The sequence below is a fragment of the Micromonospora sp. CPCC 205554 genome (assembly GCF_036902745.1).
Classification (GTDB): Bacteria; Actinomycetota; Actinomycetes; order Mycobacteriales; family Micromonosporaceae; genus Micromonospora; species Micromonospora tulbaghiae.
In genome coordinates this window covers 21,082-32,602 of record NZ_JBAKHP010000044.1, presented here as the reverse complement: position 1 = coordinate 32,602, position 11,521 = coordinate 21,082, and the positions used below count along the sequence as shown (strand labels likewise).

Annotated in this window: 9 protein-coding genes; 2 read left to right on the top strand and 7 right to left on the bottom strand. The window is 74.8% G+C overall.

What is annotated here, in order from left to right; all coding sequences use genetic code 11:
• Window positions 1-976 (top strand): glycosyltransferase family 4 protein (locus V6U82_RS29990; protein ID WP_334467275.1); only part of this gene is annotated, 976 nt, incomplete at its 5' end.
• Window positions 977-1,189: 213 nt separating this feature from the next.
• Here V6U82_RS29990 and V6U82_RS29985 read toward each other — a convergent pair.
• The 4 genes from V6U82_RS29985 to V6U82_RS29970 all read right to left on the bottom strand — a co-directional run bounded on the left by V6U82_RS29985 (window position 1,190) and on the right by V6U82_RS29970 (window position 6,258).
• A complete protein-coding gene (locus tag V6U82_RS29985) occupies window positions 1,190-2,473 on the bottom strand; it encodes a citrate synthase (RefSeq protein ID WP_334467273.1) in 1,284 nt (427 codons plus the stop codon).
• A 176-nt stretch (window positions 2,474-2,649) separates the two neighbouring features.
• A complete protein-coding gene (locus V6U82_RS29980) occupies window positions 2,650-4,695 on the bottom strand; it encodes a sulfatase-like hydrolase/transferase (protein ID WP_334467271.1) in 2,046 nt (681 codons plus the stop codon).
• Window positions 4,688-6,103, bottom strand: coding sequence for a methyltransferase domain-containing protein (locus tag V6U82_RS29975; RefSeq protein ID WP_334467269.1), 1,416 nt, complete (start codon window positions 6,101-6,103; stop codon window positions 4,688-4,690). The genes V6U82_RS29980 and V6U82_RS29975 overlap by 8 nt, the downstream gene beginning before the upstream one ends.
• Window positions 6,100-6,258, bottom strand: coding sequence for a hypothetical protein (locus tag V6U82_RS29970; protein WP_018787270.1), 159 nt, complete (start codon window positions 6,256-6,258; stop codon window positions 6,100-6,102). Before V6U82_RS29970 ends, V6U82_RS29975 begins: the two co-directional genes overlap by 4 nt.
• A gap of 180 nt (window positions 6,259-6,438) precedes the next feature.
• On the opposite strand from V6U82_RS29970, the gene V6U82_RS29965 reads away from it, so the two are divergent.
• Window positions 6,439-6,840 carry a VOC family protein gene (locus V6U82_RS29965; RefSeq protein WP_128139072.1) on the top strand — a complete coding sequence of 134 codons (402 nt, stop codon included), beginning with the start codon at window positions 6,439-6,441 and terminating at the stop codon, window positions 6,838-6,840.
• 54 nt (window positions 6,841-6,894) lie between these two features.
• Here the strand turns inward: V6U82_RS29965 and V6U82_RS29960 are convergent, their stop codons facing one another.
• The 3 genes from V6U82_RS29960 to V6U82_RS29950 all read right to left on the bottom strand — a co-directional run bounded on the left by V6U82_RS29960 (window position 6,895) and on the right by V6U82_RS29950 (window position 11,479).
• Window positions 6,895-7,638, bottom strand: coding sequence for a helix-turn-helix domain-containing protein (locus V6U82_RS29960; RefSeq protein WP_442933480.1), 744 nt, complete (start codon window positions 7,636-7,638; stop codon window positions 6,895-6,897).
• A 127-nt stretch (window positions 7,639-7,765) separates the two neighbouring features.
• Window positions 7,766-8,989, bottom strand: coding sequence for a dolichyl-phosphate beta-glucosyltransferase (locus tag V6U82_RS29955; RefSeq protein WP_334467263.1), 1,224 nt, complete (start codon window positions 8,987-8,989; stop codon window positions 7,766-7,768).
• Window positions 8,990-8,992: 3 nt separating this feature from the next.
• Window positions 8,993-11,479, bottom strand: coding sequence for an ArnT family glycosyltransferase (locus V6U82_RS29950; RefSeq protein WP_334467261.1), 2,487 nt, complete (start codon window positions 11,477-11,479; stop codon window positions 8,993-8,995).
• Window positions 11,480-11,521: the final 42 nt, after the last annotated feature.

Here is an 11,521-nt window from a genome sequence, read left to right as displayed (position 1 = left end):
CCACGACTGGCTCGTCGCGCACACCGCCATGACACTGCGCGAGCACCTCGACGTGCCGCTGGTCAGCACCATCCACGCCACCGAGGCGGGCCGGCACCAGGGCTGGCTGCCCGAGGAGATGAACCGCACCATCCACGGCGTCGAGCACTGGCTCGCCGGCGAGTCCGGGCGAGTGATCGTCTGCTCCGGCTACATGCGCGACGAGGTGGGCGCGCTGTTCGGCGTGGACGCCGCCCGGGTCGACGTGGTCCCCAACGGCGTCGAGCCGCACCGCTGGCGGGTGCCCGCGTCGGCGGTCGCCGCCGCCCGGGTCCGGTTCGCCGCCGACGGCCCGCTGGTCACGTTCGCCGGCCGCCTGGTGTACGAGAAGGGCGTGCAGCACCTGCTGGCCGGGCTGCCCCGGCTGCGCGACCGGCACCCCGGGCTGCGCGCGGTGATCGTCGGCGACGGGCCGTACAAGGCCGACCTGGAGGCCGAGGTGCACCGCCTCGGGCTGGGCGCCACGGTCAGCATGCCCGGGTTCCTCGGCGGCACCGACCTGCCCGCCGTGATGGCCGCCTCGGACTGCTTCGCGGTGCCGAGCATCTACGAGCCGTTCGGCATGGTGGCGCTGGAGGGTGCCGCCGCGGGCGCGCCGCTGGCGGTGGCCCGCACCGGCGGGCTGGCCGAGATCGTCGAGCCGGGCGTCACCGGGATGACGTTCGCCCCGCACGACCCGGACGGGCTGGCCGAGGCGGTGCACGCGCTGCTGTCCGACCGGGACCGGGCGCGCGCGCTCGCCCGGCGGGCCCGCGCCATGGTGCACGAGCAGTACGGCTGGGCCGCCATCGCGTCCCGCACCGCCGGCGCGTACGCCGCCGCCATCGCCGGCGACCCGGCGTTCACGGCCGCCCGCGCCCAGCACCGCATGGAACACGGTCACCCGGCCCCGCACGTTCCCGAGGGCAACCTCCTGACCGCCGCCGGCCTCCGCTAACCCGCTCCTCGCCCGTCGCCCCCGCCCCGCCCCTCTCCCCCGCGATCTTGCACTCGGCGCCCTCAGGACGGTCGCAATGCCCGGAATGCCCGGGCACCGAGTGCAAGATCAGCGAGAGCGGGGTGGGGGACGGGGGGCGGGCGGGGCGGGGCGCCGGGACGGGAAAGGCCGCCGGCCTCCGGGACGGAGGCGGCGGCCTTTCGCCGGGTTGCGTCAGCGCTGCTCGGCGGGGACGTAGTCCCGTTCGGTGGCGCCGGTGTAGATCTGCCGCGGGCGACCGATCTTGGTCTCCGGGTCGTTGATCATCTCGCGCCACTGCGCGATCCAGCCGGGCAGCCGGCCGAGCGCGAACAGCACCGTGAACATCTTGGTCGGGAAGCCCATGGCCTTGTAGATCAGGCCGGTGTAGAAGTCGACGTTCGGGTAGAGCCGCCGGGACACGAAGAAGTCGTCGGCGAGCGCGATCTCCTCGAGCTGCACCGCGAGGTCCAGCAGCGGGTCCGGCTTGGCCATCCGGCCGAGCACGTCCTGGGCGGCCTTCTTCACGATGGCGGCGCGCGGGTCGTAGTTCTTGTAGACCCGGTGCCCGAAGCCCATCAGCTTCACGCCGTCCTGCTTGTCCTTCACCTTCTGCACGAAGGAGCGGACGTCGCCGCCGTCGGCCTGGATCTTCTGGAGCATCTCCAGGACGGCCTGGTTGGCGCCGCCGTGCAGCGGGCCGAACAGCGCGTTCACGCCGGCCGAAACCGAGGCGAACAGGTTGGCGTTGCTGGAGCCGACCAGCCGCACGGTCGAGGTGGAGCAGTTCTGCTCGTGGTCGGCGTGCAGGATGAACAGCATGTCCAGCACCCGGGCCACCACCGGGTCGACCTCGTACGGCTCGGCCGGTACGCCGAACGTCATCCGCAGGAAGTTCTCGACGTAGCCCAGCGAGTTGTCCGGGTACAGCAGCGGCTGCCCGATCGACTTCTTGTAGGCGTACGAGGCGATGGTCGGGACCTTCGCCATCAGGCGCACCGTGGACATCTCCACGTGCTCGGAGTCGAACGGGTCCAGGCTGTCCTGGTAGAAGGTCGAGATGGCGCTGACGGCCGAGGAGAGCACGGCCATCGGGTGCGCCTCGCGGGGGAACCCGTCGAAGAATCGGCGCATCTCCTCGTGCAGCAGGGAGTGCCGCCGGATCCGCTCGCTGAACTCGCTGAGCTGCGCCTGGGACGGCAGCTCGCCGTAGATCAGCAGGTAGGAGACCTCCAGGAAGGAGGACTTCTCGGCCAGCTGGTCGATCGGGTAACCGCGGTACCGCAGGATGCCGGCATCACCGTCGATGTAGGTGATGGCGGACGAGCAGGACGCGGTGTTCACGAAACCGGGGTCGTACGTGGTCATCCCGGTTTCCTTGAGCAGCTTGCTCACCCCGATCCCGGCGGGGCCCTCAACCGCGGACTGCACCGGCATCGACAGCTGCCCACCGGGGTGGTCGAGCTTGACTTCCGTCATCTGTTCCTCGCTTCGCCGGCAAGATCTTCGTTGAATTGCCTTCGCTTCTACCGTAATCACGGCGCGGAGAACACCGCTCGTCATGGTTTCGGGGTGAGGTGTGCGTCACCTGTTTCCCGACCAGCCGGTCCGGAAACCGGATGGGAGCGCGTCCATGGGCACGTTCGGGAGGTCCGTCACGACAGCGTGAGCCGCCGCAGCGTCCCGTCGTCACCGACCCGGTAGAGGTCGAGCCGGTTCGCTCCGGCGGCGAACAGCCGGTCGTCGGCGAGCAGCGCCGCGAAACGCCGTCCACCGGCGTCCGGCGGCACGACGGGCACCACCGCGCCGACCGTTCCGTTGACCGCCACGGCGAGCCGGGTGCCGTCGGGCACGTCGTCCGGCACGGTGCCCCAGACCAGCGCCGGCAGCCCGCCGCCGGCCGGGTCGACCGCGTCGAACGCGGCCCGGTTCGCCACCGTGGCGGAGCCGCCGGCCGGCGCGTCACCGACCCGCGTTCCGACGAGCGGATCGGCCGGTGGCGGCGGGACCGCGGCGGGCACCCCGCCGGTGATGGTGACCGGCTGGCCGGGGCGGTCGTAGAAGCGCTTGCCGGCCCGCTCGCGCGGCGCCGCCTTCGCCGACCGGCCGTCCATCCGCCACGGCACCTTCATGTGCGTCTCGTCGGCGATCGTGGGCAGCAGGTCGACGTGCTCCCAGTTGCGGTCGTCCACCCGTCCGGCGCGCTGGCCGGGCTCCTTGACGAACATCGGCACCCAGGCCACCTCGTTCGCGGCGTGGTCGATGGCGTCCATCCCCCGGCCCTGCCAGTCGCGGCGGAAGCTCACGCCGTGGTCGGCGGTGACCACCACCAGCGCCTTGTCGTAGAGGCCGGTGGCGCGCAGCGTGCGCAGCGTCTCGCCGATCAGCCGGTCGGTGTAGCCGAGCTGGGCCAGGTGCCGGGCGCGGGCCAGGTCGACCCAGCCGGCGCCGTCGTTGGGCAGGTCCTCCGGCGCGGCGTAGTGCGCCCCGGACGGCAGGTACGCCCACGGCGAGTGCGGCATCAGCAGGTGCAGGAAGTGCAGCGCGGGCCGGGTGTCGGGGCGCAGCCCGGCCAGGAACGAGGTGAACCGGGCCGGCTGGTTGTCGTCCAGGGTGTCCCAGCGGAACTTCGGGTCGTCCGGCACCGGCTCGGCGGCGTCCAGCCCGGCCTCGGCAGCGGTCCGCTCGCGGTAGGAGTCCTCCGGGTCGATGCGGCTGTCCACCGGTGCGGCGATCCGGCCGAGCAGCCGGCCGCTCTCCCGGACCAGCACGCCGAGCCCCTGCTCCGGGGTGGTGGCCTGCTCGCAGCGGCTCGGCGGGCAGAGCCGGGTGATGCTCTCCTCGGCCTTGATCCGGTAGAGGCCGCCCAGCGCGGTGAACAGGTTGTCCGGGTACTGCGAGTAGTGCGGCGCGGCCCCCCGCTCCGGGTAGCGCCCGGTGAGCATCGCGGGCAGCGCGTAGGGCGTCCAGCCGCTGACGCCGGTGGCGTTGCGGTACCACGTCGACCCGCCGGCCAGCGCCGCGAAGTTCGGGTAGCGCTCGGCGTCGATCCGGCCGTCCGGGCCGAGCAGGGAGACCAGCGGCAGCTCGTCCAGCACGATCATGACCACCGGCGGGTGCGCGCCCGCCCCGGCCACCCCGGCGGCGCCGCCCTCACCGCGCGGCAGCACGACCGCCGACGCGGGCGAGGCGAACAGGAACAACCCGACGAACACCAGCGGCCCGGCGGCGGCCACCCGCAGCACCCGCCGGAGCGCCCGCCACCGCCGGTGCGCGGCCGCCCCCGCCGCTCCGGCCACACCGGCGAGGACCAGCAGGGGTACGCCCCGAAGCGGCGTGACGTGCCGGCCGACCTGGACCGCCAGCGCGGCGAGCAGCAGGCCCACGATCGCGGTGTGCGCGGCGGCCCGGGTGAGGCGTCCCGCGGGCAGCGTGAGCGCGCCGAGCAGCGCGAGCGGCACTGTCGGCGCGAGCGCGATCAGGGCGACCAGCAGCAGCACGTCCGCCCGGGAGGCGCGGTGGAACAGGAAGAAGTCGGGGCTGCGGCCCAGCACGTCGAGCAACGGCTGGGTGACCACCAGCCCGACCAGCGCGGCCACCTCGGCCAGCCGTGCCGCCTCGGCCCGCCACCGGGGCCGGCGCTCCCGGCGTCCGGGTCCGGCCGCGTGGTCCCGGGGTGGTGCGAGGGTGTCCTCAGCCACCCACCACCACCTGGTAGAGCGTGCGGGTGCCGGACGGCAGTTCGGTCCGGGCGACGACCCGGCCCCGGCGGGCCAGCAGCGCCTCGAAGGCGTCGCGCCGGTAGTCCGGGAACAGGCCGTCGGGCTTGTTCGCCAGCAGCCGGCGGGCCATCGGGTCGTCCGGGTGGACGAACTCCACCACCAGGCTGCCGCCGGTGGCGGTGAGCGCGGTGAGCTGGTCGAGCACCTCGGGCAGCGGCACGTTGCGCCCGATCGCCAGGTGGTGCACGACGGCCAGGGCCAGGACGGTGTCCGCGCGGGCCCGGCCGGCGAACGCGGCCCGCTCGACGCCGCGCCAGCCGCCGCCGGGCGACGGGTCGGCCAGGTCCATCACCAGCGGCAGGATCCGTGTCTCGCCCTCGTCGCGCAGCGCGCGGTACAGCGTGTCGACCACCGCCGGGTCCTGCTCGACGGCGACGACGTGCGCGGCGTGCCGGGCGGCGATGCGGGCGTACCGGCCGTCGTTGGCGCCCAGGTCCAGCGCCGATCCTCCGCCGACGGCGGCCACCGCCCGGTCGACGAACTCCTCCTTGGCCTGCCGGTCCGGCACCGAGTACGCGCAGGTGCGCTGGTAGTCCGACCAGTGGCTGTCGCCGGGCCGGTGGTCGAGCCGGCGGACCAGTTTCGCCAGTCCGCGTACCGTGGCCAGCGCCAGCTCGCGGGAGAACCCGGCGGCGCGCAACTGGGCGCGGACGTCGGTGGTGCTCGCGGCGGAGTTGCGGGCCTGCATGGCGCCGTGCAGGTGCACGTGGGTGGGCACGCCGGCCCGCCAGCGCCGGGTGCCGCCGAACAGCCGCCGCATCTGGTCCGGCTCGACGCCGTCGACGCGGGCGCGCAGGAACGGCTGGAAGTCCAGCCCGAGGTGGGCCTGGATCAGCAGCGGGTACAGCAGCGTCTGGCAGAACTGCCGGTAGCCGGCCCAGGGTTCGCCGTCGCGCAGCGCCTCGAACGAGCCGACGTCGATGAAGACGGGCCGGGCGCCGCGCCACTGCACGTTGTAGGCCGATCCGTCCTTGGTGGTGAAGCCGGCTTCCAGAGCGGCACGCAGCACGTCGAGGTGCAGCAGCGCGGCGTCGCGCAGCATCGCGTACGACCACTCGTACGGGTGCGAGACGAACGGGATCCGCTCGTGCCGCAGCACCGCGGTCCAGGGCGCGTCGACCGGGGTCGGGGTCAGCTCCTCGGTGCCGACGATCTGCCCGCTGGCGGTGGCCTGCCGGAAGAAGTCGGTGACCGACAGCGCCCGCCAGTCGCGGGCCGAGCGTTCGTCGAGGCCGCGCAGCACCTCGTCGCCGCGGTGGAACACCCGGTTGCCGGGGTCGCGGAAGGAGCCGGGTTCGACGCGGACGCCGGTGTCGGGGATCGTCACGCCGCCGGGCCCTGGTCGGTGGGCTGACGCCGGAACCGGGACACCAGGCGGCGCCAGTAGAGCTTGGCGGCCACCGCCACCCCGGCCACCCCGCCGACCACCGCCTGCACGATGAGACTGCCGGATCCCGCGTCCAGGTAGGCCAGATGCGTCACGGCTGCTTTCCTTCCCTCGCCGGTCATCGGAGCACGCCCGGAATGCGAGCTTTATTGCTCGGAGCCGGACTTGTTCCCCACCGTAACGTCTCGGCGACCGGCCGCGCGGCCACACCGGCCACTCGTCCCCCGTCCGATCCGTTCAAGACGGGCCGGGCCGCTCACGCCTACCGTGGCCGCATGACACCGCAGTTCGATCTGGTCGGGGCCGTGGTCACCGACATGGCCCGCACGCTCGACTTCTACCGGCGGCTGGGGCTGCCGATCCCGGCCGGCGCCGAAACCGAAGGGCACGTCGAGGTCACCCTGCCGAACGGCGTACGGCTGGCCTGGGACACGGTCGAGACGATCCGCAGTTTCCATCCCGAGTTCGACCCGTCCGGCGGCAACAACCGGATGAGCCTGGCCTTCCGGTGCGCCGGCCCGGCCGAGGTGGACCGCTGGTACGCGGAGCTGACCGCCGCCGGGCACCACGGTGAGCTGCCGCCGTGGGACGCGTTCTGGGGCCAGCGGTACGCGGTCCTGCACGATCCGGACGGCAACGGCGTGGACCTGTTCGCCCCGCTGCCCACGGCCGACTAGCCAGCGGCCCGTCAACTCCCGACCGGCCAGCGCGCCTGCGCGGCTCCCGGCGGTTCAGCTCGGGTGCGGGCGGCTCCGGGCCGGGGCGAGCAGCCGGGTCGGCGGCACCCCGGCCAGCTCCCGCACCTCGCGGGTCAGGTGGGCCTGGTCGGCGTACCCGCTGCGCACCGCCACCTCGGCGAGCGGCGCGCCGGTGCGGGCCAGGTCCAGCGCGCGGCGCATCCGCAGGATGCGGGCCAGCGTCTTCGGGCCGTACCCGAACAGGGCCCGGCTGCGCCGGTGCAGAGCCCGCTCGCCGAGGCCGACCTCGGCGGCGGTCGCGGCGACGGTGGCCCCGGCGGCCAGGCGGGCGGCGACCCGCGCGCCGACCGGGTCGGGGCCGCCCGCCGCGCGCAGCCGGACCTGCGCCACCCGGACCAGCACGGCGGCGGCGTGGGCGTCGGCAGCGCTGACGGCGTCAGGCCCGTCGCCGCGCATCGGCGCGGCGAGCGCCGTCTCCACCTGCTCGGTCACCTCGGCGGCGGGGCGGCCCCACAGGTCGGCCAGCGGTACGCGGCGGTCCCGCAGCTCCTCGGCCGGCACCCCGAACACGGCCGGGCCGGTCCCCGGCGGCAGGCGCAGCCCGATCCACCGGTCCCCCGGCGCGGACCGCGACAGGTGCGCGGTGCGGTCCGGGCCGGCGACCAGCAGCCCGGACCGGCTGGACCAGAGCAGGTCCAGGCACCCGTCCGGCAGCACGCGCGTCTCGCCCCCACCGGAGACGCTGCTCCACAGCACCCCGCCGGGAATCCCCGCCACTCCCCACTCCCGGTACACACCCCAACCCTGCCACCTCCTCGTCGATCATGAAGTTGACGGCATCGGCGCCCGGCGTGTCGCGCCGCCAACCTCATGATCGACGGGATGTTCCGAGAAGGGCGGGGGGTCAGGGGCGGTGGTGCATGGCCAGGCGGAGGAGGAGGAAGCGCAGGGCCGTCGCGGCCAGGTTGGCGGCCACCAGGACGGTCAGCTCCCATCCGCGACTCGGGGGTGTGGTGGCGTGCAGCAGCGCCAGGGAGCCGCTGGTCAGGGCCAGGCCGAGCGCGAACGCGAGCAGCCCCTGGAGGTGGTGGCGGCCGGCGTGCCGGCGCCCGGTGACCCCGAACGTGAGCCGCCGGTTGGCCGCCGTGTTGGCGACCGCGGTGAGCAGCAGCGCCAGCAGGTTCGCCGGTTGCGCGCCGAGCGGGCCGCGGGCCAGCAGGAACAACAGCAGGTACGCGAGCGTGCTCGCCACGCCCACCGCGGCGAACCGGGCGACCTGCCGGGGCAACCCGACCGGCACCTGCGCCGGGGGTGCCGGCAGCGGCCCACGGCCGAGCTGGGCGCGCAACTGCGCCAGCGGCAGCGCCCCGGTCACCAGCGCCCGGCCCAGCCGCCCGATGCCGCGCAGGTCGGCGAGCGCGGTGGCGACGATGTCGACGCGGCTGTCCGGGTCGTCCACCCAGTCCACCGGCACCTCGTGGATGCGCAGCCCGGCCCGCTGCGCCAGGACCAGCAGCTCGGTGTCGAAGAACCAGCCGGTGTCGCGGACCAGCGGCAGCAGCTCGGCCGCCACGTCGGCGCGGATCGCCTTGAACCCGCACTGGGCGTCGGAGAAACGCGCCGCGAGCGCACCGCGCAGCAGCAGGTTGTAGCCCCGCGAGATGACCTCCCGCTTGGCGCCCCGGACCACCCGGCTGGTCCGTGCCAGCCGGGTGCCGATGGCCAGGTCGGAGTGCCCGGAGATGAGCGGCGCGACCAGCGGCAGCAGCGCGGCCAGGTCGGTGGACAGGTCCACGTCCATGTACGCGAGCACCGGCGCGGGCGAGGCCGACCACGCGGCGCGCAGCGCCCGCCCGCGGCCCTTCTCGTCCAGGCGCAGCACCCCCACCTCGGGCAGCTCGTCGGCGAGCGCCCGCGCCACCGCCGGAGTGCCGTCCACGCTGGCGTTGTCGGCCACCGTGATCCGGAACGGGTACGGGAAGTGCGCGGTCAGGTGCGCGTGCAGCCGCCGGACGCAGGGGCCGAGGTCGGCCTCCTCGTTGTACACCGGAACCACCACGTCGAGCACCGCGCTGCCGGCGGCGGGCCGCGCCTGCACGGCGGCCCGGGGCGCGTACGTGTCAGTCATCGCTCAGCCCTGCTTTCCGCTGCTCAGGTCGTACACGGTCACGCCGTCGACGGTGGTCGCGGTGAAGTTCTCGGCGACCCAGGCGGCGATCTCGGCCGAGGCGTTGCTGCCGCCGTTGGCCCGGAACCCGCCGCCGCCGAGGAAGTAGTGGATCTGCCCGTCGGCGACGTAGCGCTGGAACTGGGCGAGCGTCGGCGACGGGTCGCTGCCGTTGAAGCCGCCGATCGGCATGACCGGCCGGCCGGTGGCCAGCTGGTAGCCGGAGGCGTTGTTCGAGCCGACCGTGGCGGCGACCCAGGTGTAGTCGTCGGCGTCGGCGGTGAGCAGCGCGGTCATCTCGGCGCTCGGCTCGCGGGCGTCGAGCAGCCCGCCCATGCCGCCACGCTGTCCCCGGCCGTCCCGGCCCGTGCCGCCCTCCGGCCAGACACCGTCGTTGCCGTCACCGCCGTCCTGCCCGGTGCCACCGTTCGGGCCGGTGCCGCCGTCCTGGCCGGTGCCGCCGTCCTGGCCGGTGCCGCCGGGTGCGCCCGGAGCCTGGCCACCGCCCGGGAAGCCGGGGAATCCGCCGGCGCTCGCCCCGCCGTCCTGGCCGGTGCCGTCCGAACCCGTCCCGTTCGGACCGGTGCCGTTCGGGCCGGTGCCGTTCGGGCCGCCCGGGAAGCCGGGGACCTGCCCGGTCCCGCCCGGGAACTGTCCGTTCCCGCCGCCCGGCATCCGCCCGCCCGGTCCACCGGGGCCACCGAAGCCGCCCGCTCCCGCCGGCCCGGCGCTCGGGATCGAGCCGCTGTGCGGGGTGGCAGCGGTCTGCATCGCGTACGCGGCCGGCCCGGCCAGCGCCACCGCGATCCCGGCGACGGCCACCACCGGCACGACCCATCGCACAACCCGCCCGGCGAACCCGGCCCGGTGCCCCGCCGTCGCCCCCGCCCCGGAGTTGACCAAGGAGTTCGGGTCACCCTGAGCGCCGCTTCCGGACACAAACTCCTTGATCACCGGGGCGGGCGGGGAGCCGGGAGAGGGCGGGGCGGGCGGGGAGCCGGGAGAGGGCGGGGAGGACGGGACGGTCCGGTGAGGGCGGGTGAGGAATGCCGAGACGGCCAGGAGGGCTGCTGCCGTCAGGCCAAGGGCCAGCACCGTGGGGCGCAGCCAGGGGTGCCAGTCGGGAGTGCGGCCGAGCAGGTGCCAGGACCACCAGGCGGTGACCGCCAGCGTGCCGGCCAGGACCACCGTGGCGGCGGTCCGGCGCCACCGCCCCGGTGCCGAGCGGGCGCGCCACAGCAGCGTGACGCCGATGCCGACGAGCGCGCCGACCGCCGGGGCCAGGGCGACCGTGTAGTACGCGTGGAAGATCCCGGACATGAAGCTGAAGATCAGGCCGGTGACCAGCAGCCAGCCGCCCCACAGCAGCAGACCGGCCCGGGTGCGATCGGTACGCGGCGCCCGCCCCGCCAGCCACAGCCCCGCGACCAGCAGGATCAGCGCGGCCGGCAGCAGCCAGGAGATCTGCCCGCCGACCTCGGTGTCGAACATCCGCAGCAGCCCGGTCTGGCCGGAGAACGGTCCGCCGCCTCCCCCGCCGGGCCGGCCGCCACCGCCGCCGACGCTGCCCACCTCGTCGCCGGTGATGCGGCCCAGGCCGTTGTAGCCCAGCGTCAGCTCAAGGATGCTGTTGTTCTGCGAACCGCCGATGTACGGGCGGGCGCTCGCCGGCACCAGCTCGACGATCGCCACCCACCAGCCGGCGGAGACGACCACGGCGAGCCCGGCCAGCAGGAGCCGGCGGATCCGCCGTCCCAGGCCGGTCGGCGCGGCCAGCAGGTAGACCCCGGCGAAGACCGGGATCACCAGGAACGCCTGGAGCATCTTGGTGAGGAAGCCGAGGCCGACGAGCACGCCGGTCAGCACGATCCACCGGGTGCTCGCCGTCTCGACCGCGCGCACCGTCGTGTACGCGGCGGCGACGAGCAGGAACACCAGCAGCGCGTCCGGGTTGTTGAACCGGAACATCAGCGTCGCCACCGGGGTGAGCGCGAGCACCGCGCCGGCGAGCAGGCCGGCGGCCGGGCCGTACCAGCGGCGGACCGTCGCGTACAGCACGCCGACCGAGGCGACGCCGAGCAGCGCCTGCGGCACCAGGATCGACCAGCCGCTCAGGCCGAAGATCCGTACGGAGAGCGCCATCAGCCAGAGCGACGCCGGGGTCTTGTCCACCGTGATCGAGTTGGCCGCGTCGGACGAGCCGTAGAAGAACGCCGTCCAGCTCTGCGACCCGGCCTGCACGGCGGCCGAGTAGAACGCGTTGGCCCAGCCGGAGGCACCCAGTCCCCACAGGTAGAGCAGGGCGGTCACGACCAGCAGGCCGAGCAGGGCCGGCCGGGCCCAGCGCGGATCGGAGCCGGTGCGGGTCTCCGGGGGTACGGCCACGGGGGCCGGCTCGGTGCCGGGTGGTCCGGCCGCGGGCGCGGTCAGCAGGCTCTCGGTTCTGTCCATGCCGGCAAGCCTCGGCGGGTCCGCTGGCCCGCTCCCGTGAGC